Annotated in this window: 38 protein-coding genes; all 38 read left to right on the top strand. The window is 44.3% G+C overall.

Annotated elements, in window-relative coordinates; all coding sequences use genetic code 11:
• Positions 1 to 239 precede the first annotated feature (239 nt).
• The 38 genes from ACN6NF_RS18775 to ACN6NF_RS18590 all read left to right on the top strand — a co-directional run bounded on the left by ACN6NF_RS18775 (position 240) and on the right by ACN6NF_RS18590 (position 20,068).
• Positions 240 to 470, top strand: a complete 231-nt coding sequence (locus ACN6NF_RS18775) for a hypothetical protein (RefSeq protein ID WP_474319018.1) — start codon at positions 240 to 242, stop codon at positions 468 to 470.
• Complete coding sequence (locus ACN6NF_RS18770; protein WP_474319017.1) at positions 418 to 636, top strand: hypothetical protein; 219 nt, start codon at positions 418 to 420, stop codon at positions 634 to 636. The genes ACN6NF_RS18775 and ACN6NF_RS18770 overlap by 53 nt, the downstream gene beginning before the upstream one ends.
• 42 nt (positions 637 to 678) lie before the next feature.
• Positions 679 to 1,491 carry a recombinase RecT gene (locus ACN6NF_RS18765; RefSeq protein ID WP_474319016.1) on the top strand — a complete coding sequence of 271 codons (813 nt, stop codon included), beginning with the start codon at positions 679 to 681 and terminating at the stop codon, positions 1,489 to 1,491.
• Complete coding sequence (locus ACN6NF_RS18760; protein ID WP_474319015.1) at positions 1,472 to 2,284, top strand: PD-(D/E)XK nuclease-like domain-containing protein; 813 nt, start codon at positions 1,472 to 1,474, stop codon at positions 2,282 to 2,284. The genes ACN6NF_RS18765 and ACN6NF_RS18760 overlap by 20 nt, the downstream gene beginning before the upstream one ends.
• A 16-nt stretch (positions 2,285 to 2,300) precedes the next feature.
• Complete coding sequence (ssb, locus tag ACN6NF_RS18755; RefSeq protein WP_474319014.1) at positions 2,301 to 2,726, top strand: single-stranded DNA-binding protein; 426 nt, start codon at positions 2,301 to 2,303, stop codon at positions 2,724 to 2,726.
• A gap of 18 nt (positions 2,727 to 2,744) precedes the next feature.
• A complete protein-coding gene (locus tag ACN6NF_RS18750; protein ID WP_474319013.1) occupies positions 2,745 to 3,131 on the top strand; it encodes a hypothetical protein in 387 nt (128 codons plus the stop codon).
• A complete protein-coding gene (locus ACN6NF_RS18745) occupies positions 3,124 to 3,942 on the top strand; it encodes a DnaD domain-containing protein (protein ID WP_090887664.1) in 819 nt (272 codons plus the stop codon). Before ACN6NF_RS18750 ends, ACN6NF_RS18745 begins: the two co-directional genes overlap by 8 nt.
• The gene (locus ACN6NF_RS18740) at positions 3,848 to 4,642 is read left to right on the top strand and encodes a DnaA ATPase domain-containing protein (RefSeq protein WP_090887661.1); all 795 of its coding nucleotides are present in this window, start codon (positions 3,848 to 3,850) and stop codon (positions 4,640 to 4,642) included. The genes ACN6NF_RS18745 and ACN6NF_RS18740 overlap by 95 nt, the downstream gene beginning before the upstream one ends.
• Positions 4,643 to 4,660: 18 nt before the next feature.
• Positions 4,661 to 5,038, top strand: coding sequence for a BC1872 family protein (locus ACN6NF_RS18735; RefSeq protein ID WP_474319012.1), 378 nt, complete (start codon positions 4,661 to 4,663; stop codon positions 5,036 to 5,038).
• On the top strand, positions 5,035 to 5,193 hold the full coding sequence (locus ACN6NF_RS18730; RefSeq protein WP_474319011.1) for a hypothetical protein: 159 nt from the start codon (positions 5,035 to 5,037) through the stop codon (positions 5,191 to 5,193). The genes ACN6NF_RS18735 and ACN6NF_RS18730 overlap by 4 nt, the downstream gene beginning before the upstream one ends.
• Before the next feature lie 36 nt (positions 5,194 to 5,229).
• Positions 5,230 to 5,736 carry a YopX family protein gene (locus ACN6NF_RS18725; protein WP_474319010.1) on the top strand — a complete coding sequence of 169 codons (507 nt, stop codon included), beginning with the start codon at positions 5,230 to 5,232 and terminating at the stop codon, positions 5,734 to 5,736.
• Positions 5,737 to 5,838: 102 nt separating this feature from the next.
• Positions 5,839 to 5,979 (top strand): hypothetical protein, encoded by a 141-nt coding sequence (locus ACN6NF_RS18720; protein WP_474319009.1) that lies wholly within the window; start codon positions 5,839 to 5,841, stop codon positions 5,977 to 5,979.
• Positions 5,960 to 6,205, top strand: a complete 246-nt coding sequence (locus ACN6NF_RS18715) for a hypothetical protein (protein WP_474319008.1) — start codon at positions 5,960 to 5,962, stop codon at positions 6,203 to 6,205. The genes ACN6NF_RS18720 and ACN6NF_RS18715 overlap by 20 nt, the downstream gene beginning before the upstream one ends.
• 41 nt (positions 6,206 to 6,246) lie before the next feature.
• Positions 6,247 to 6,624 (top strand): RusA family crossover junction endodeoxyribonuclease, encoded by a 378-nt coding sequence (locus tag ACN6NF_RS18710; protein ID WP_474319007.1) that lies wholly within the window; start codon positions 6,247 to 6,249, stop codon positions 6,622 to 6,624.
• Positions 6,625 to 6,660: 36 nt separating this feature from the next.
• On the top strand, positions 6,661 to 6,876 hold the full coding sequence (locus ACN6NF_RS18705) for a hypothetical protein (RefSeq protein ID WP_474319006.1): 216 nt from the start codon (positions 6,661 to 6,663) through the stop codon (positions 6,874 to 6,876).
• Between the two features lie 246 nt (positions 6,877 to 7,122).
• The gene (locus ACN6NF_RS18700) at positions 7,123 to 7,926 is read left to right on the top strand and encodes an adenine nucleotide alpha hydrolase family protein (protein WP_474319005.1); all 804 of its coding nucleotides are present in this window, start codon (positions 7,123 to 7,125) and stop codon (positions 7,924 to 7,926) included.
• A 44-nt stretch (positions 7,927 to 7,970) separates the two neighbouring features.
• Positions 7,971 to 8,129 carry a hypothetical protein gene (locus tag ACN6NF_RS18695; RefSeq protein WP_474319004.1) on the top strand — a complete coding sequence of 53 codons (159 nt, stop codon included), beginning with the start codon at positions 7,971 to 7,973 and terminating at the stop codon, positions 8,127 to 8,129.
• Between the two features lie 71 nt (positions 8,130 to 8,200).
• Entirely contained in the window at positions 8,201 to 8,587 is a 387-nt protein-coding gene (locus ACN6NF_RS18690; protein ID WP_474319003.1) for a hypothetical protein, read from the top strand.
• A gap of 196 nt (positions 8,588 to 8,783) precedes the next feature.
• Entirely contained in the window at positions 8,784 to 8,984 is a 201-nt protein-coding gene (locus ACN6NF_RS18685; protein WP_474319002.1) for a hypothetical protein, read from the top strand.
• 49 nt (positions 8,985 to 9,033) lie between these two features.
• On the top strand, positions 9,034 to 9,348 hold the full coding sequence (locus ACN6NF_RS18680; protein WP_474319001.1) for a hypothetical protein: 315 nt from the start codon (positions 9,034 to 9,036) through the stop codon (positions 9,346 to 9,348).
• A gap of 78 nt (positions 9,349 to 9,426) precedes the next feature.
• Positions 9,427 to 9,612 carry a hypothetical protein gene (locus tag ACN6NF_RS18675; RefSeq protein WP_058830728.1) on the top strand — a complete coding sequence of 62 codons (186 nt, stop codon included), beginning with the start codon at positions 9,427 to 9,429 and terminating at the stop codon, positions 9,610 to 9,612.
• A gap of 32 nt (positions 9,613 to 9,644) precedes the next feature.
• The gene (locus tag ACN6NF_RS18670) at positions 9,645 to 9,941 is read left to right on the top strand and encodes a hypothetical protein (protein WP_474319082.1); all 297 of its coding nucleotides are present in this window, start codon (positions 9,645 to 9,647) and stop codon (positions 9,939 to 9,941) included.
• Between the two features lie 49 nt (positions 9,942 to 9,990).
• On the top strand, positions 9,991 to 10,203 hold the full coding sequence (locus ACN6NF_RS18665; protein WP_290404233.1) for a hypothetical protein: 213 nt from the start codon (positions 9,991 to 9,993) through the stop codon (positions 10,201 to 10,203).
• A gap of 13 nt (positions 10,204 to 10,216) precedes the next feature.
• Entirely contained in the window at positions 10,217 to 10,612 is a 396-nt protein-coding gene (locus ACN6NF_RS18660; RefSeq protein ID WP_263560017.1) for a hypothetical protein, read from the top strand.
• A gap of 293 nt (positions 10,613 to 10,905) precedes the next feature.
• Positions 10,906 to 11,157 carry a hypothetical protein gene (locus tag ACN6NF_RS18655; RefSeq protein WP_474319000.1) on the top strand — a complete coding sequence of 84 codons (252 nt, stop codon included), beginning with the start codon at positions 10,906 to 10,908 and terminating at the stop codon, positions 11,155 to 11,157.
• 11 nt (positions 11,158 to 11,168) lie between these two features.
• Positions 11,169 to 11,525: an Acb2/Tad1 domain-containing protein gene (locus ACN6NF_RS18650; protein WP_474318999.1), complete on the top strand. Its 357-nt coding sequence runs from the start codon at positions 11,169 to 11,171 to the stop codon at positions 11,523 to 11,525.
• Positions 11,526 to 11,674: 149 nt separating this feature from the next.
• A complete protein-coding gene (locus ACN6NF_RS18645) occupies positions 11,675 to 12,148 on the top strand; it encodes a hypothetical protein (RefSeq protein ID WP_058830724.1) in 474 nt (157 codons plus the stop codon).
• Between the two features lie 51 nt (positions 12,149 to 12,199).
• Positions 12,200 to 12,448, top strand: a complete 249-nt coding sequence (locus ACN6NF_RS18640; RefSeq protein WP_058830723.1) for a hypothetical protein — start codon at positions 12,200 to 12,202, stop codon at positions 12,446 to 12,448.
• A gap of 2 nt (positions 12,449 to 12,450) precedes the next feature.
• Positions 12,451 to 12,636: a hypothetical protein gene (locus tag ACN6NF_RS18635; RefSeq protein ID WP_058830722.1), complete on the top strand. Its 186-nt coding sequence runs from the start codon at positions 12,451 to 12,453 to the stop codon at positions 12,634 to 12,636.
• Complete coding sequence (locus tag ACN6NF_RS18630; protein ID WP_474318998.1) at positions 12,626 to 12,826, top strand: hypothetical protein; 201 nt, start codon at positions 12,626 to 12,628, stop codon at positions 12,824 to 12,826. Before ACN6NF_RS18635 ends, ACN6NF_RS18630 begins: the two co-directional genes overlap by 11 nt.
• A gap of 85 nt (positions 12,827 to 12,911) precedes the next feature.
• Positions 12,912 to 13,112, top strand: coding sequence for a hypothetical protein (locus ACN6NF_RS18625; RefSeq protein ID WP_474318997.1), 201 nt, complete (start codon positions 12,912 to 12,914; stop codon positions 13,110 to 13,112).
• Between the two features lie 104 nt (positions 13,113 to 13,216).
• Positions 13,217 to 13,594: a hypothetical protein gene (locus ACN6NF_RS18620; RefSeq protein WP_474318996.1), complete on the top strand. Its 378-nt coding sequence runs from the start codon at positions 13,217 to 13,219 to the stop codon at positions 13,592 to 13,594.
• A gap of 52 nt (positions 13,595 to 13,646) precedes the next feature.
• Positions 13,647 to 14,399, top strand: a complete 753-nt coding sequence (terS, locus tag ACN6NF_RS18615; protein WP_474318995.1) for a phage terminase small subunit — start codon at positions 13,647 to 13,649, stop codon at positions 14,397 to 14,399.
• Positions 14,396 to 15,631 carry a PBSX family phage terminase large subunit gene (locus ACN6NF_RS18610; RefSeq protein ID WP_474318994.1) on the top strand — a complete coding sequence of 412 codons (1,236 nt, stop codon included), beginning with the start codon at positions 14,396 to 14,398 and terminating at the stop codon, positions 15,629 to 15,631. Before terS ends, ACN6NF_RS18610 begins: the two co-directional genes overlap by 4 nt.
• 15 nt (positions 15,632 to 15,646) lie before the next feature.
• Positions 15,647 to 17,119: a phage portal protein gene (locus ACN6NF_RS18605; RefSeq protein WP_474318993.1), complete on the top strand. Its 1,473-nt coding sequence runs from the start codon at positions 15,647 to 15,649 to the stop codon at positions 17,117 to 17,119.
• The gene (locus tag ACN6NF_RS18600) at positions 17,116 to 18,813 is read left to right on the top strand and encodes a minor capsid protein (protein WP_474318992.1); all 1,698 of its coding nucleotides are present in this window, start codon (positions 17,116 to 17,118) and stop codon (positions 18,811 to 18,813) included. The genes ACN6NF_RS18605 and ACN6NF_RS18600 overlap by 4 nt, the downstream gene beginning before the upstream one ends.
• Positions 18,814 to 19,045: 232 nt before the next feature.
• Positions 19,046 to 19,681, top strand: a complete 636-nt coding sequence (locus ACN6NF_RS18595) for a phage scaffolding protein (protein WP_474318991.1) — start codon at positions 19,046 to 19,048, stop codon at positions 19,679 to 19,681.
• A gap of 15 nt (positions 19,682 to 19,696) precedes the next feature.
• Complete coding sequence (locus ACN6NF_RS18590) at positions 19,697 to 20,068, top strand: hypothetical protein (protein ID WP_459703723.1); 372 nt, start codon at positions 19,697 to 19,699, stop codon at positions 20,066 to 20,068.
• The last annotated feature ends 6 nt before the right edge of the window (positions 20,069 to 20,074 follow it).

Here is a 20,074-nt window from a genome sequence, read left to right as displayed (position 1 = left end):
TGTACGATACATTAGCAAATAACCCAAGCTGGGTGCATCCGAGTGTATCACAGTGCTCATTTAGTTGGTTGCTTAAAGAGATTTTGGACTTACGCATTGTATTGGGTGTCTCATGATTACTTGCGGATGCGGAGCTGAGGCAAAGTATCTGGTATACGAACATGAGGAACCACACTGCAAAGAATGCATGTTGGACGCAGTTGAGTGTAAAAATCAGATCTTGGTGAGGGTGATAGACGATGCATATGCAAACTCGAGTCAAGGGAAGTGATAGCTATTCCGATCTACAGGCATTGATGCAAGTTGGTGGACAAGCCGTCGAGAAAGAAAATGGAACAGTGATGTTTATATTCAGCAGTGACATTGCTTATCGGGAATATCGCCGTATTCGGCGGGAACAAAAGGAGGGATTCAAACGTGAAAATGCCGTTAGAACAAGCTATCCGGGTTCTGGAGGAACTTCAAGCTGATACGGAGATACGTGGTAAATCGTTAAATAACATTGTAGAGCCATTGTTAATTTTTCGAGATGGCAAGTTGCAATATGTGCTTGAAGCTCTGTATGACGTGCGTAATTCCTTAGAAAGCAAAACGACTCCGGTTGCCGCCAGAGTCGAATCAGAAACTTTTAAATAAACATTTGTGGTCACTATATCAAAATTTTAGGAGGCTGTAAAGATGTCTGATAAATTATTAGTCATTCATGACAACCTAAACAAAATGTTGGATGAAAAAAGCGAAGCGATGCCTACTAGCTTTAACAAGACAAGGTTTCTACAAAACTGCATGGCTGTTTTACAAGATACCAAAGATATCGAACAATGTGACGCTAAAAGTGTAGCTAGAACGATGCTCAAAGGTGCGTTCTTGGGCTTAGACTTCTTCAACAAGGAGTGCTATGCAATTCCTTATAACGAGAATTTAGGTACTAAAGATAAGCCAAGATGGATTAAAAGTCTACAATTCCAAACGGATTATAAAGGCGAGAAGAAACTTGCTAAGAAATACAGCACACGCAGAGTTAAGGACATTTACGCAAAGCTGGTGCGTGATGGTGATGATTTCAGCGAGGAAATCGAAAGCGGGCAACCAACGATTAATTTTAAGCCACTGCCATTTAACGATGGAATTATTAGAGGTGCGTTTGCTGTTGCGCTTTTTGAAGATGGTGGAATGATTTATGAAACCATGTCTTTAAAAGAAATCGAGAAAACAAGGGACGATTACTCTAAACAGTCGACTGGCAAGGCTTGGACAAAAAGCCCAGGGGAAATGTACAAAAAGACTGTTTTACGCAGACTTTGCAAGAATATAGAACTTGATTTTGACACCATCGAACAAGCCCAGGCATTTGAGGATTCAAGTGATTTTGATATGAACAAGGAACCGAAGCCTCAACAACAAAGTCCGTTGAATCCTAACGCAACCATTATTGATGCGGAGTATGAGGAAATCAAAGAGGAACCAGTCGATGGAACTGAACAAGAGTAATTATTTCAGCCCAGAAGCGGATCGGCATTATATGTCTGTCAGCCAGTTCAAAAGTTTCCTGCCAGCTTACGGAGGGTGTGAGGCAGCGGCTATGGCAAAGATCAGTGGGGAGTATGTTCCCACGCCATTAGTCGCCTTTATGGAGGGGCATTATGTACATGCTTGGAATGAGGGAGAACTTGATAGGTTCAAAGAGGACAACCCTGAAATGTATAGCAGCCGTGGCCCAACAAAAGGGAAGCTGAAATCCAACTTTGAACATTGCAATAAACTAATAGAAGTTCTTGAGAATGATCCACTGGTAATGAAGGCGCTGGCTGGCCGAAAAGAGGTCATAATGACATCTGAATTGTTCGGCATACCGTGGAAAGTAATGTTGGACAGCTATCAACCTGTGACGGGAATATTCGCTGATTTAAAAGTGTTGGCGGATATTGATGGTAAGTGGTGGAACAAGGATGCTGGAGTATATGAAAACTTCCTGCAGCACTATGGTTACACAATTCAAATGGCTGTGTACGCCGAAATCGAGAAACGTGTTACAAGCCGGAAAGATTGGCTATTACCGCATATGGTGGTCGTGACCAAGCAGAATCCACCAGATCACGAAATCATCTATTTTGACTATGACATTATTGAGCAGAGTCTTTCTATAGTGAAAAACAACATTGAGCGCGTGAAGGAAGTCAAGTCAGGTCAGACGGAGCCTGTTCGATGTGAGCGGTGCGAATATTGCCGTAAGACCAAGAAAATCGACCGGATTAAACATTTTTCAGAATTGAACCTTTATTAAGAAAAGAGGAACTACATTGTTAAACCGAGTAATATTGATCGGCCGTTTGACCAAAGATCCTGAATTACGATATACACCGGGCGGGGTAGCGACATGCTCCTTCACCCTTGCTGTAGACCGTCCGTTTACCAGTCAAGGGGGCGAACGGGAAGCGGATTTCTTGCCGATCGTAACCTGGCGGCAGCTTGCCGAGACGTGCGCTAATTATCTGAAGAAAGGGCGCTTAACGGCCGTAGAAGGTCGAGTACAAGTGAGGAACTATGAAAACAACGAGGGAAAGCGTGTTTACGTCACTGAAATTGTGGCAGATAACGTCCGTTTCCTTGAACCTAACAAGAATGATAGTGCTGGTAGACAGCAGGCAGGGACCAAAAACAACAACGATCCATTTTCCGATGATGGCAAACCGATTGATATAGCAGACGAAGATCTTCCTTTTTAGAGATTGGAGGCATGCAGCATGATACAGTACGGATTTCATCCAGCTCCTAAGCCCAGCAAGGGAAAGCGCATGAAGCTCACTCAGCGTCAAAAGGGAGATATAAGCCAACAGGTAGATAAGCAGCTTAAAGCGCGGTCACACGGTCTCTGTGAGCTTTGTGACAACGCATTGGCTACCGAACGTGCTCACTTGATTGGACGTAAGCACATTAACCATAAAACGAGAGTAACGGACTTATTACATTTATGTACGGCATGCCATGACTGGTTAGACGAGACTCCAGAAGGAATACGGGCACGGAAATGCATGGCTATGCTTGTTCACAACACTTCCGAGAAATTCCCGGAAATTCCCGGAACTTCTGAGAAACACACGGAACCGAAGGGAAGCGTTAGAGATGGCTGAAAAGCGAATGATTTCAAAAGTGATATCAATATCAGAAAAAGTAAACATGTTGCCTGAACTTTTCGACATGCTGCTGTTTACATGGATGATTCCACATACAGACGATTTCGGTCGTCTGGCGGGATCGCCTGCAAAAGTGAAAGCTTTAGTAGTGCCCATGTTAGATAAGACACTGGCTGAAATTGCTGATTCTCTAAGGAGATTAGACGAAAACGGGCTGATTGTTTGGTATGAAACGGAAGGCGAAAAGGTTGTTCAGGTGATCAATTTTGAAAAACATCAACAGGGATTACACAAACGAACGAAGTCTAAGTTCCCGGACATTCCGGGAAATTCCGGGAACTTCCCAAAAATTCCTCCTGAAGGGAAGGGAACTGAACTGAAGGGAACTGAAGAGAATAGAACTGAAGAGAAGGGAAGGGAACAGATTTCGCCTGATGGCGACAGCAGCCTTAATCCTTATCGGTATTATGAAAATGGATTTGGGATTATGAGTCCAGTTGTTCGAGACAACATAGACGACTTATCAAAAGAATACGGTGATCGTTGGCTTTGTGAAGCTATGAAAATAGCAATTTTAAGAGGCAAACGAAATATGGCTTATGTCCATGGCATTTTAAAAAGCTGGCACGCTGACGGAATAGACGAGCCTTGGAAGGAGGAACAAACGAATGAAAAGTCTGAAGGATCAATTAAAGGGTCTCAGTCCCGAAGAAATGGCGGCAGAACTGCTGAAACGGCTGAGAGCGAGTTCGCCTTCCTCGACCGACAAAACCGAACCGGAGCCACCGAAGAACCACCACCGATGTGAAAAATGCCGGGATGAAGAAGGTTTTCTGATCCGTGTTAAAACTGGAGACGGACCATTTGATTACCGGGACGACTGGCGAGATTGCGAGTGCAAAAAGGAAAGGGTGGCAGAACGGATGATGAAGTCAAGCCGGATTACACCAGAGTTCCAAAAGAAAACATTCGGGAACTTTGTACAGGAGGGCAGACCGCATACGGTTGTGGAAGCCTACAACGCGGCGTACAACTGCGTTAGAGATTTGGATGACCAAGGAGTACCCAATAGCAGTATAGCGCTCCTAGGGCGTCCCGGATGCGGCAAAACGCATCTGCTTATGGCAGTGTCAAACAATCTATTAGCCAAAGGAATACAGGTGCTATATTTCCCTTTTGTCGAGGGGTTTAACGAGATCAAAGCCAATCTAGACACGCTGGAGCAACGCATACACCAAATGCAACAGGCGGATGTGCTTTATATAGATGATTTATTCAAGGGCCGGGAGAAGGCAACAGATTTCGTAATTGAGCAAATGTTTGCCATCATCAATTATCGCTACCTCGAACGGAAACCAATCCTTATCAGCTCTGAAAAAACAATAGCTGGCTTATGCGAGATTGACGAGGGCATAGGCAGCCGGATCAATGAAATGTGCCGTGAATATCTAGTGGTGCTTAAAGGTGGCATAGAGCTTAACTATCGGTTGCGTGATGCACTTCAATAAGAAGGGAAGAAGATACGGATGAATCGTGATGAAGTAATAGCTAAATGGAATAGTATGAAACCACAAGAGCGAGATATATGGGTTGCTACGGCTGTGATGGGATATAAGGCGGATCGAATCAGACCGGGGATGATCATCAACAGTAAAGGTTATTCAACGTCACCAGCAATGTACAGCACTGACATAGGCGCAGCATGGGAAGTATCACAAAAATATCCGATCATGAAACTGACCAGAACAAAAATCTTTGAAATAAGCCCAGCAGAGTACATCTGCACATTTTGGAATGAAGCAGATTCGGGTCCAATTGAAGTGCCTGCCACGACGGCGCAGGAAGCGGTATGTTTAGCAGCTCTTATAGCCGTATTAACCCAAGGAGAGGGGATAGAGGAATGAAAAAGGAGATAGAAAAAATCATCGAAGACCTGAAACAGGAACGGGAAGAGTACGGAGAACGAATCGTATCCTTATCCCATGCCTATGACAGTGCGCTAGAAAAGCTTTGTGATTTGGTTGGACAAGAGTTTGTTGCTTACGAAGATAGCTATTAATACAGCCCCTAAAGGGCAAGGAGAGGAAAAAGGGATATGAGAGAGCCTAAATATAAATTCTGGGATAGAGAAGAAAAGCGCATGATTGGTCCAAATTTGGATTCAGAACGGTACTACATCGGTTCCTATAACGGACTGGCCCTATTCGATACTGAACGAAAGGATGAGGATGGATACACTTATCAAATGGATGTTGAGTTCCTGCAATATACCGGACTAAAAGACCGTAACGGTAAAGAGATATACGAGAGAGATATTGTGAGGTTAGAGTCACCGACTGATTATTTTGGAATTCAACCCTATGGAATGCCAGTTAAAAACGGACACGGTAAACTGTTCGTCATTATAAAACTGAACTGCGGGTTTGTACTAAGGCACATTTCTTTTTTCGAATCACGAGATTTGCCAGGGTGGGATGCGCCGAATTGGGTGCACAAAGGTTGGAAGATAATAGACAACTACACTTTCTGGAATGAACAGAGACTGTTTAGGATCGTCGGAAACATCTATGAAAACCCATCACTACTGGAGGATACCCCATGAATCCAATAGACGACTATGACCTCATAGATTTAGATTTTGAAGAGTTTATACGCAGGGGTAGGGAAACGTATGGAATTGCTGAAAAGGAGTCTGAAAACGAACGTGAGACCGTTTGAAAGCATGACCAATTCTGAACTGGTCATAGCAGCTTATGACGAAACTAAAGATTATGATTATCGAATACTTGCACATGAAGAAATCTACCGGAGGGCAGGTGTAACGGATGGCATCAAAAGGGATTGAGAAAGACCGCAGATCTATTTACTTGGCATGTGAGGAAATGGACTTCACTTGGAAGCGGAAAGATGTAGACGACTTTGAGCTTATGTGGTCAGAAGGAAAAAGTATTCGGCAAATAGGAGATGTACTCAACCGTGACCCAGACGAGGTATTGATATTAGCGCTGGATCGAATCAAAAACAGAAAGATAGAAGAACGCCCCGGCGGAGCATTGGGGGCGATGGCATGATTACTTTTGTGATAAACGAGCCTCCTATGGGAGCTGTCCGGATGACACAACGCGGCAAATGGACAAAAAAGAACGCTCAAAGGTATCTGGCTTACAAACAAATGATCGGACTTATAGCGCGGAAACAGTTCTCAGAGCCGCTAGAAGGGCCCATAGCAGTCGAAATAGGATTCAGATACCCGTTTCCTAAGTCGTGGACAAAAAAACGATTGAGAGAGGCGCTAGAGTCTCAAGAACTGCCGACGATTAAACCTGATATCGACAACTGTGTAAAAGGTATATTCGATGCACTAAATAAGATAGCTTGGAAAGACGATTCCCAAGTAGTGGCGCTGGTAACACGCAAGTATTATTCAGACCACCCAGAGATTGAGGTAAAGGTGTGGCAGATTGGTGAGGAAGCGCAAGGAATAATATAAATAATTCATATAACAACGTACAGAGGAGTATTAGCGATGGAGAACAAGACCCTTAAATATATCCCTGGCTATTATCCATATCGTATCGACGAAGACGGAAAAGTGTTTGCTCCACATGCAAAAACAGGCTTTCCGGTTTTAGTAAAAGAGAGCAATCGGATGGTAAATGTCCGTCAAGATGGGCGAGCAAAGAGAGTGAAAGTATCGGAATTATACCGTAGAGCATTTAACAAGCTGCTTCCAGAGGATTAAATCTATAGCCCCCAAGGGCAGAGAGGACAAACACATGGGTCTGAGTGACAAGGCATTGCAGATATGCAAGGACAACTACAAGAAGAATTGTGGCCGCTGCCCTATCCGAACGGAATGTATATATCCGATTGGACCCGGAATAGAAGCATGGGAAAGATGGACAGAAAAGGTTAACGATGCGGCGGAAAAAATAGCCCCATATGGGATAAGAAGGAGGGAACAGCCCTCCATAAGGGGGATAGACATATGAATGTTATTTCACTTGGCGTTGGTGTTCAATCCTCTGCAATTGCTCTTATGGCGATGAAGGGTGAAATTCAACCCCCGCCCGATCTAATTGTCTTTTCCGATCCGGGATGGGAGACCAAAGCGACCTATCAATATGCACGTTGGCTCAAAAGAACATTGGAGACTGGCGGCATGAAAGTCATATATACGAACAATGGGAACATAAAAAACGATTTGCTGAAGGCTGCAAAATGGGGAACTAGAGTAGCGTCATTACCTTTCTTCACCCTCTCTGAAGAAGGAGATACAGGTATTGTAATGCGGCAATGCACGTCTGAATACAAAATAAACGGCGTACGCAAAGCGATTAAGCAATACAGAGGCTTCAAGACAAGCAGGGGATTTGCAGACAAGGAGATTAAGCTTTGGATGGGTATAAGCACGGATGAAATACAGCGTGTGAAGCCCTCACAGGAACGTTGGATAGAAAATATATACCCGTTAATAGACAAGGGTATGAGTCGGATGGATTGCATGAGCTGGCTTGAAAGAAACGGTTATCCAGTGCCTCCAAAAAGCAGCTGCATCGGATGCCCATTCCATTCCGATCGCACTTGGCTAGAAATGAAGAGGCATGACCCGGAATCATGGAAAGATGCTGTAGAAGTCGATAAGGCGATTCGGAAGATGCCTAAAATCAAAGGTCAAGTATTCCTTCATCGGAGCTGCAAGCCATTGGATCAGGTAGAGCTTAACGAAAACCAGCTGGAATTTGATTTTGATGGGTTCGGGAACGAATGCGAAGGATTTTGCGGAGTTTGATATAAGGGGGATACACCCCCTACTACCTATAAAGGAGAGATAACGTGATCAAATGGGTTCCATTAGACAAATGCAAACCAGAGGTGGAAGGGCAATACCTTGTTTCTGACGGCGAGCATGTAGATGTAGCTGTCTATCAGTATTATTCCTGGGATAAAGATTTTGAATGGTATCCGCTGACCCGTGATCAAATAACTCATTGAGCCTTTATAAATCTACCGGGAGAGGCATAACAGCCTCTTACCCTATACCCCTATATAAGGAGCGATAAGCGATGAAGGTTAAAATTATTGATCCGCAACATCCGTGCTTTGGACTAGAGCTTGAAGGCGGCATTATCTACTTTGATTATTACCACATCGGCGGCAGACCCGATCTGTATCAGGTTAAAACGCCGGAGGGTAAGATTTATCGGCTGCTTACTGATCAAATAGATGCAGAACATTATGAGGCTCAAGAGGTTGCGAGGGAGATAGAACGTATTGGCGCCAATGTTGGGGATACCGTTTTGATTACTCGTTTGGGCAGCGGAGGAAGCAAAGCCGGATTCGATTTTTCTGTCCCACATGTAATTACCAAAATTGATGGATCAGGACACGTTGAATTTGATGATAGGGCGGCATACGGTTTTCGTCCAGATGTACAAGTCGTACCCCTATAAGGAGAGAATAAGTTGGGATAATACACCTCAAACGCCGCATAGAGCGGTTTTACGTTGACGAGGACGGAGAAACAGTATTTGCACTTTACGAGGATATAGATGGCTACATCCACTATAGATATTGCACGTGGGATACGGATAAATACACGATGTTGTCGGTTCTATTTGAAAAAGAATTTAGGGAGGAATAACAGTCATGAGCCCCAGCACAGTCAAGGAAGGTCAGACATACCACAACGGTAAAGGTGAAAAACGAACGGTAATCTTGATTGGCAATCGTGTTGGTAAAGACGGTGAGTTGTATTACAAGAAGGAACACGTTCGCGGCTGGTATCTTATGACCCTAGTAGGCTTTGCTAGATGGGCAAAAGGTGAGGTATCAGCATTAGGAGAGTAACCACCAATACAATACGCTCCTGGTTGAGCGTTGGAAGGGATATGTAAACATGAAAGCATACAAGGTATACGAGTTATCGACTTGGGGATACGACTCAAATGTTTCCTATTTCAAAAATCCCATTAAAGCAGAAAAAGATTTCCACAAGAGAGTCAAGCAAGGGATTTTAAGCGATGACTTGCCCTCACGTGACGATATGAACGGCTCTGCTCCTTGGGATGTAAAAGAGGGGAACATATTGCTACAGCCAAATCTTAAATTGATTGCAACCATAAGTTTTTGGGATTCACATCATACAGACTGCGGCATGGAATCTGGAATCTCTGAATATGAAATTAGGTTTGAGGAAATTGAGATTGCTTGATGATTAAACCAATACAGGGTGTACCCGATCATATCGTGCGAATGAACGTAATGATACCAAGGGAGGAGAGGAACAACAATGACAGATAAACCAAACATACAGGTAGGGGATCGCGTGAATCATCGTTGCATGGGAAAAGGCACAGTCAAATATATAATCCCTAGGAACATTGGTGTGCTTTTCGATCATAGTAAGGCGGGTATACCTATTTATGTTGATAGCGACAGCTTAACTAAACTCCAAAAGGTAAAAGGGAAACGCTGATGATAAGAGCCTATACCTCTAATAGCGAAGGAGTGAACGTTTTGAAAAAGTACCGAGTACAAACTGACAAGAATTCTTCTGCTCCATTGCTGACGCTAGAACAGGCAGAGAGAGTATTTGAGAGATGGAAAGATGATTACATGTCTGACACGGTTATAGCAGACGAATCTTATGTGGAGATCGTGGAAAGCGAAGACGATTTTGAAGATTATTTAGTTATCCAAAAGGTCATCGCAGTTATTGACAATGATCGAACCGAGTTACGAACACCAAGAGAAGAAGATTTTGATTGGGACTATTGGGCGAAGTGGCTAGAGGTTGCTGAATAGTTCGAAATTAACCACACTTACAGACATTTTTGAGAAGGAAGGAATGTTAGTGTCAGTTAACAACGATAAAGTGACCGCCGCTACACATTGGGTATGGACAGCCAAAGCAGAGCGACACAATGGTACACGCTCTGTCGAAGGTCAGGCTATATGGCCACATTATCTGCACGAAGCACCCCGTAAATGGCTGGATGAAGGGCTTATACAGGATTCAACCGAGTATGTAGACCCTGGTCAGGTTGATTTGTTCGAATTGATATAAAAGGAGCGACAAGATGGGGGCGATAGAACAAATGGAACTATACCCGAGCATCACAGAAGCCGATAAGAAGGCCGTACGCGAGTTGCTAGGCAATTACCCTAAGATGCGCCTTACCGTCGAATCATTAGGCCGTAAGGAGTCTCTAACGGCGGAAGAAAGGCGCGTGTATCAGGAATGGAGCAAGTTGATTACCGAATTAGACATGGCAATCAATTTAATCCTGGACGATGAGGTTAAAAAGATCATTGAGCACCGCTTCATTAAGGGGCGTAAATATAAATTCACAGTGATTCAATTCCAGAACCGCGGTATGAGTGTCAACACCATTGACCGCCGAATAGACGAAGGAGTCAAAAGTATAGCAGAAACCTTAAAGCTATGCGGAATTTTGGGGGTAAGTTGGGGGTAACGTGGGGGCAATTTGGGGGAGAAACCATTTTAAAGTAGGGACATAGGGTTAACGCCCGGGTGTCCCTGCTGTCCCTTACCACGGCAGGACTCGTCCACGCTTAAAGGCACCGCTTTGAACACAGGGTGATAGAGCACTGAGTTGCGGTGGTGTGGAAGCGGGGAGGGAATAGGTTAGAGTCCTTTCCAGGCGCTCCGCCCGGGCGCGGTAGAACTACGGGCAATATCAAATAAGCAAGCATGAGGGCATCGGTATACGGTGTCCTTTTTGCTATGTACAGGAGGAAACAAACGATGGCACAGAATTACGCGTATCTCGATCAATACGGCATTCTACATTTGCATAACCAGCAAGAGGCGGCTAAACACGGTAAGCATGTAGAAACTGAGCTGCAAGCAGACGAAAGCGGTTATCCGATTGTAGAGGGAAGCGGTGTAGTCTACTACAGCAATGAGGATGCAGCATACATCAAGGGTAACCGTAAAGATGGACAACGCATCAGTACGCCTGCTGTAATCAAGCAGTTGGTTGATCAACTCAAATAGGAGGGCGCAAAGTGGAACTGGTAAAGGTAAATAACGGATTGCTGACTGAGAAGTATACTACAGTTCACCATGAAAAGGACTACCAGTACAACGCGCCGCACTATTTTGAGGTTCAAGATCATAGCGGTAACGTCCTGGGGATTGTTCATTTCCAAGAAGGACCGATCCAAGAAGCTGGAGTAAACGGAGTAACCAACGAAGATTTAATTGCTATGGTTCTTGCGCGTCTTGAAGGATTCCAAAACAGTGAATTTCGATGCCGTGATAATGCAGTCGTAATCACGAAGTTGGAAGAAGCACTTCTGTGGCTTAGAAAACGGACATTGGAACGTGAAGCCCGAGGCGTGGAAGGTACTCATACGGTTTAAGTAACAACTTTTTCCCGGCTTAGTCCGGGGATATGACACATACAGGATTATAGCGGTTCGATTCCGCTGTGTGTCTTAATAGCTGTTTACGATTATAAGAAACGTGCTGTAAAATTCGGTTAAACACACCTTAGAGGATGGTACAGCCGATGATAATGGATCGTGAACAATTTAGAATGCGCTTGAAAGAGGGTAATCGCAAAGACTTGCCTCTTATAAAAATAATCGCATTCAAAGCAAAATACGCTAAATTGGAAGAAATGAACTTCAAGACACGTTTCGATAATCTTATGAGTGTACGTCTTAGTAACGCCCTGGCGAAAGAGTTCCAAGGAAAATCATTTCAAGAATTTGCTAACTATAAGCCCTCTTATTATTCAGGGATAAGTAACATGGGCAAGTTGACGTTTGCTGAATTTGTGAACGTGCTGTACGACATGGCCGTTCCGATACAGTTAGACTACAAAAGTAGTGAATACTATACTGTTGCTCAGCTTGCTAAAATATTGGTGGCTAAAGAAGAAGATATAATAAGGCAATTAGAATCAGGCCGCTACAAAGATGCGTTCATCAATGAAGAAGGTGAATGGCTGAAGCCGAAGCCGCCTGAAAATGGATACTAATAACGCAGTCGCCAATAGGCGGCTTTTTTATTTGCTGAAAGGGTGATATGAATGGCAAAGTATCGTAAAAAACCAATGGAAGTTGATGCAATTCAAGTGATTTACGGTCAAACAACACCGAATCAAGTGATTAAACAATTAGGCTGTAATCCTATTAAATCATTTAGGGATGAGCCACATATAGAAACGTTGGAAGGTCGGATGTTGATATCTGACGGAGATTATGTCATTAGGGGTGTGAAGGGTGAATATTACCCATGTAAACCGGATATCTTCCATGATACTTATGAGGAGGTTTGAACGTGAAGCTCTATACAGACGGAACCGTAGAAGGTACACCACAGGAGATAGCGGAGTATAAGGGTTTGAACGGTGATAATAAGCGGTCGGGGGAAGTGCGGATTGGGACGCTTTATATAGGGAATGAGCCGTTGTTTGATGTAAAGGTAAATGTAGCTGATCTAGGGAGGAATAAACTTGGGTCATAACTATGTCATTGTAGTGCTGCCAGAAACGATTATTCAGATACTATTGATAGTCATAGCTCTCATAGGTATAGGGCTTATTGTATGGCAATGGAGAAATGAACTTCGAAGGAAGAAGGCTATAGAAGGCTTGGAAGCTGTTGTAACCAAGTACGAGCAGGCATATGACCGAGTGTTTAATGAGGAGAAATAGACCCGTAATATACATCTGAAAATAGCTGAGAGGTGACAGCTAAGTAGGATACACGGGTCTATTTTTCATGGGGAGGGAAATACATTTGGAAAAGATTCTAAAGAGCTATATTGGAAAAAAAGTTGAGGTCAGTGCACAAGGAGAGTATGGAGTGTTTTCTCTTGTTGGTGAAATGGCTCTGGATGAAGTTAATAAATACGGTGTGTTTGTAAGTGATAAGAATTCGGAGACAGCACACTTTATTGCTTGGTCGGAAATTAAGTATTTGAGTGTCCAGAACTCGTGAAAAACGCGGTAATAACGATTTATAGATCGTTTTAGGCTATGGAGAATGACCAGATAAGGGAGGAAGCACATATGAAGAAATGTAGAGCGTGTGGAGATACATTCATGGAATTGAGAATCCAACCCGTTTTCGATGAGGTGCAAACTTTAGGTATGGCTTCAACCCAAAAAGTAATAAGTTCTTGGGAAGAAGTGTGTACAAATTGCGGTTCGAACGATATAGAACGCATCACCCATGAATTGCAGTGGCGCCCTGAAAAGCCTCCTGATTCTCCACAGGGGAATATAGCAACATTAACAATAGGAGACAAAAAGATAAACGTCACTTATTACAGAGCCAGACGAAAGAAATTCGATGTAAAAGAGGCTCAGGCTATAATGTCACGGGATAATTGGGAAGATGCTTTATCAACTGACGGATGGCAAAGAGCTTTACGTTTAGGGATGTTTAAATCAGTAAGGTTTAATGGGCAGTACATTTAAAATGTCCGCAAAACCAACACAAATAACCAGCCGGGGGTGGTGAAATGTAGTCATGGATTGGTCAGCAATCAGAGAAGAGTACGAAACAACGGATATCTCCTTAACCGACCTAGCTGATAAGCATGGTATTAAATACCCGACCATCAAGAGTCGGAAGCAGCGGCAAAGCTGGAGCAAAGATGCATCCTTATCTGTAAAAGATGCGTCCGATGGCGATAAAGATGCATCCCAAAAAAGACGCGGACCGCCCAAGGGTAGCAGGAATGCAGCGGGGCATGGTGCTCCGAAGGGTAATAAGAATGCAGTTGGCAATAAAGGTGGTCCCGGTGGCCCTTATGGGAATGACAAGGCTGTGACGCATGGGTTCTTCCGAAAATACTTCCCGCCCCGTACGATTGAGATCATGGAGCACATAGCAGAACGCGAACCCATTGATCTAATATGGGACAGCATCATGATTCATTACACAGCGATTATAGCCGCCCAACCGATTATGTATGTTGAGGATAAGGAAGATGTGACCAAGGTTCTGACCGAATCTGCAGACAACGCTTTTGGTGGATCTGAGAAGTGGGAATATCAGCATGCCTGGGACAAACACGCTGCTTTTATGAATGCTCAGAGCCGTGCTATGACCACGCTACAAGGACTCATTAAACGGTATGAGGAAATGTGCAGGCTTGGTTATGCTGACGAGGAACAGCAATTGCGCATCAAGAAGCTTAAGGGTGAAGTTGAGAAGATCAGCGGAGAAGAGAAGAAGCAGCCTATACACATTACAGTTGATTATGGTGATGGATCATGAGTACCGTAACCGTATCGTTCAATCCGAATTTCAAGGAAATGAACTTCACTCGAAAGCGTTACAGAGTATTCAAAGGCTCTGCTGGTTCTGGCAAGTCCGTAAACGTGGCTCAAGACTTCGTTATCAAACTGTCAGATTCGCGATATAAGGGTGCTAACCTTCTTTGTATCCGGAAGGTCAATGACACTAACCGAAACAGCACATACGCCGAATTGCAGGCCGCAATCAATCGCATCTATGGCGACCAAGTGGATGATTATTGGGACATGCCGCAATCTCGTTTGAGTATTAAGCATAAGTCCACCGGGAATGAGGTTATTTTCCGTGGTGTTAACGATGCCAGGGACCGGGAAAAACTTAAATCAATCAACTTTGCTCATGGGAAATTGACGTGGATATGGGTAGAGGAAGCAACCGAGCTTCAAGAATCAGACATTGATATACTTGATGACCGGCTTCGGGGGATACTGGACAACCCGAATCTGTATTATCAGATGACATTCACGTTTAACCCGGTGTCCGCCACTCACTGGATCAAAGGAAAATACTTTGACACTGAGCACGAGGATATCATTACGAACCATAGCACGTACCTGATGAACCGTTTCATTGATGATGCTTACCACCGCCGTATGATGCTCCGTAAAGAACGAGACCCAGACGGATATAAGATTTATGGACTTGGTGAGTGGGGTGAATTAGGGGGAACTATCTTGTCTAACTATACAGTGCATGATTTTAATACATCGTTCGCTATGTTCGATAGTATGACATTCGGGCAGGACTTTGGTTTCAATCATGCGAACGCGATTCTCACTGTCGGCTTCAAAGATGGTGAGATTTTTATTTGCAACGAAATATACGTACATGAGAAAGATACGGGTGAAATCATAGCCTTAGCTGACGGGAAGTTGGATAAGCGCATACCAATGTATTGCGATTCAGCCGAGCCTGACCGCATCAAGACTTGGCGCAATGCAGGGTACAAAGCTAGTGCCGTAGTCAAGGAACCAGGTAGCGTAAACGCTCAAATTGACTGGCTCAAGAAACATAAGATACACATCCATCCAAGCTGCTCGAACACGATTAAGGAAATGCAACAGTGGAAGTGGAAACATGATCCTAAGACAAACACTTATACAGATGAACCAGTCAACTTTTTTGACGATGCAATGGCAGCTCTTCGTTATGCCGTAGAGGGAATGCGTAAAGGCCCTACATTTGAGTTTTAGAGGAAGGAGGACACTATGACATTAGCAGAGGAAATAATGTACAACCTCGACAAGAATGCTCCTATGACTAATCGGGAGATAGCGCAGCAAGAGGTGAATGACTTTAAACTCTCACAACGTTATCAATGGATGCTAACTGGGGAAGCTTACTACAGGAACCAGACAGAGATACTTAAACACAAACGATATATCATCGGAGAGGGTGGCGCCCAAGTCGAAGTCAAGAACCTGGCTAACAATAAATTGGTTCATGGATTTGTCCGGAAGTTAGTTGACCAAAAGACTGGTTATTTATTATCTAAGCCTATCAGCATACAAACGGATGGCCCAGACGAATACAAAGAACAATTAGATAGTTTCTTTGGCAAACCATTCTTGCGCCAACTCAAGAATCTTGGGAAAAACGCTATTAATAAAGGTATCGGCTGGCTGCAAGTCTACTATTCCGAAATAGGTCAGTTGAACTTTAAGGTGATTCCGTCAGAACAGTGTGTGCCGCTGTGGAAAGATGGTGCTCATACGGAACTAGACAAGATGATCCGATTCTATCCGATGGAAGTCTATGAGGCCAAGACAAAAAAGACTGTCCACATTGTGGAGCTATGGGATACTGACGGTGTGATGAAATGGGTACAGGATACTACAATTAGCGCCGATCTTATGCTTTACGAGGAATTAAAAGAGCACTTCACGGCGCAAACGAAGAACGGCCAGGAGAAATTGAACTGGGAGCGCGTGCCCTTCGTCCCATTTAAGTATAACGATGAGGAAATGCCGCTGGTTGAGATCCTAAAAACACTGGTGGACGATTACGACAAACGTATGAGCGAGAACGCCAATAACCTCGAAGACCTGCCGAACAGTATCTACGTTATTAAAAATTATGACGGCACAGATGTAGGAGAAATGCGCCGGAATATGTCTCAGTTACGTGTGATAAAGGTAAGGGACCCGGGCGGGGTAGATACACTCAGCCTTGATATTGATACAGAAGCATTCAGTAATCATATGGAGATGCTCCGCAAGAGCATTTATGAGTTTGGTCGTGGGGTTGATACACAGTCAGACAAGTTTGGTAACAGCCCATCGGGCATTGCTCTGCGCTTCCTATATGGTGACCTGGACATGGATGCGAACATCATAGAGACAGAGTTTCAAGCCAGCCTCGAACAGTTGCTATGGTTCGTGAATCAACATTTAGCTAACACGACGAGCAAGGATTACTCCAAGTTTGATGTAGAATTCATTTTCAATCGGGACATTCTCATCAATGAAACTGAAGCTGTAACGAATGCAAAAGACAGTGTAGGTGTCATTTCTGATGAAACCATTGTGGCCAATCATCCTTTTGTAACGAACGTCCAGGATGAGTTGGATAGGATCAAGAAGGAAAGAATGGAATCAGCGTCTATTCCAACAGACCAACCATACGGCGGTACTGGTGGTACTTCACCTGAAACAGAGCCAAAGCAGGATGATGCGCAATGAAGTCTGAGGAATACTGGTCTAAGCGCATGGATGCCCTAAATGAGGCGCAGCTAGGCAAAGGTGATGCTCACGTCCGCAAAATGGAGATTGAGTACGCCAAGGCTAACGCATCCATCCAAAAGGATATTGACGTGTTCTACCAACGTTTCGCTAAGAATAACGAGATCAGTCTAGCAGAAGCGCGGCAAGTGCTCAAAGCCGGGGAGCTCAAAGAGTTCAAATGGACTGTTGAAGATTATATCAAGGCAGGCCGCGAAAACGCCGTTGATCAGCGTTGGATGAAGGAACTTGAGAATGCATCCATCAGAGTGCGTATGACTCGCCTAGAGGCTCTACAAATGCAGATGCGCCAACATGTCGAGGTGTTGACTGGAAAGCGTCAGGCAGGCGCTAGAGAGCTTATGGGTGACATATACAAGGATGGTTACTATCATTCGGTATTCGAGCTGCATAAGGGCACAGGGTTGGGTGCTACATTCTCCAAGCTGGACAAACGCCAGATAGAGGCAGTCTTATCGAAACCTTGGGCAGCCGATGGATCTAATTTTAGCGCTCGTATCTGGAAAGACCGGGACAAGCTGGTGCATGAGCTTCAAACCGTACTGACTCAAGGAATGATACGCGGCGATACACCGGACAAGATGATTAACGCCTTATCTGACCGAATGGGTGTTTCTCGATCAGCTGCGGCCCGGATAATACAAACGGAATCCGCCTACTTTGCCGGCCAGTCTCGTATGGATGCCTATAAGGAACTGGGCGTAGAGCAATACAAGTTTACGGCTACCTTGGATAAGCGCACATCATCTATCTGCAGGCACATGGATGGAGAGGTATTTGCGATTGGCGAAGCTGAGGTAGGAGTTACTTACCCGCCGCTGCATGCTTATTGCCGTTCAACTACAATTCCTTATTACGAGGATAACGTTCAGGAGCGAATAGCCCGGGATGAGGACGGTAAGAATCAGGCTGTACCAGGTGACATGACCTATGAGCAGTGGGAAAAGGAATATGTTAAACCGAACACACCAAGTGAACCTGCAGAAAGCAATACATCTGAGCCCGAGGTTGAAGAACCTGGAGGAAGTTTTAACCGGAAGTACAATCCTAAAGCTTCTTACCATGTTGATCTACCTAATGTGTCTGAACTGGTGTTAGAAAAGCTGGCTGAGGTTAACCGTAGTCTTGCCCGAGAAGGTCACAAAGCAGGCAAAGAAATCATGGTCATTATGGATCAAACCGCAGGCAAGAAAATCGGTAGAGCTGATGGCGTCATAAACAAAGTCACATTTACTCCTGAGATACATGAGTCACTTATCAAAGCGCCGCCGAATAGCGTGATCCTGACTCACAACCACCCGAGAGGGACAAGGGTTAACGTTAAGGATATACGTAATATGGCGATTTATCCCGCTATATCTAGCCTGCTTGCAGTCGGGCATGATGGCGGAGTGAGTGGAGTATCATCCAATGGTAAATCATCCGATCTGCTTGTGTTCAATAATGTGCTGGAATCTACCGCTTTGACCGCTCTTGAGCAGTTACAATCGTCTGACAACTATGCTACAATGTCAGAGTCAGCAAAGAATGAATATATGGATTATCTATGGCTACAGTTAATAATCAAGGAATTGGGGTGGACGTATGTCGAAGACTTCCAAGCAGCCAAAGCGGACTATCGGTTTAATCGATGATACGCCGCTGAAGTTGGATTTTACTAAATCGCCAAAAGAAATAGCTGCTGACATGTTAAGGCAAGTCAAAGAGCCGTTTGAAAAACAAAATAGTAAGGATTAAAGCCTGATTGCACATTTAGATGCAGCAGGCTTTTTATTTTGCCTATCGCCGTTTGGTATTGTGGGCGCAAAACACAAGACATCACTGGTCGAGACCAGGTTAAAAAACGAAGATGAAGGAGCGGTATTTATGGAATGGTTGAGAGTGTTGCTGGAGGGTCAAGGCGTGCCAGCGGACAAAATTGATGCTATCACAAAGGGGGTTGAGGAAAAGTACACCGGATATGTACCTAAGCATCGATTTGATGAAATCAATGATGCTAAAAAGCAGCTTGAAGGTGATTTGAAGGAACGTGATAAGCAACTGACCGATTTGCAGAAGGCGGCAGGGGATGTGCCAGCGCTACAAGATCAGATTGCGAAGCTTCAGGCGGACAATAAAGCCGCTAACGACAAGTACAATGCCGACATGCAGGAGTTACGTTTGAACACGGCGCTAAAGATGGCTTTGAGTGGTCAGGTACACAACGCTGATATTGTTGCGAAGCTACTGGACAAAACAAAAATCGAATTGGACGACAATGGTGCTATAAAAAGCGGTTTGGACGACCAACTCACAGGCCTTCGCGAAAGCGATGGCTTTTTATTTGTTCCAAAAGAGGACCCGAAGCCAGGATTCCAACCGAAAGGTGCTACACCAGCGGACGGGTCAGGCGGAAAGCAAGACCCAGGTAAGGGTGAACCCAATTATGGGAAGATCGCTGCGCAGAATAAGTCGGCAGATAACGGCGACCTGTCTAAAGCACGCGAGTCGTATTTTCAATAACAGGAGGATGAGAAAATGAGTAAATTTGTGGTCACTAAATACGGTAACAAAAAAGGAATCACCAAATTCCCTGATCATTATGTGAACTTAGCTATTACGGTGGATGATACAGGAATCACCGCTAATGCGGATGGAAAGAAAATTGTTCCTGCTGGAACGATTATCGGTAACGGAATTTTGAATGACATTACAAAGCTGGGCAAAAAAGCAGTCACAACCACTGGGGTTTCTAATGCGGAAGGTGTGCTATTTGAAGACGTTGATGTAACTTATGGCCCTGCACCGGGAGCATTGATGATTCACGGGTTCGTAGATCTGGGCAAAATTCCAACAGCACCAACAGCAGAAGAAATTACAGCACTCAAACAAATCACATTTTTGAAATAAGAGAGG

The sequence above is a fragment of the Paenibacillus sp. TSM33 genome (assembly GCF_056099025.1).
This window is presented reverse-complemented; position numbering and strand designations above follow the sequence as displayed.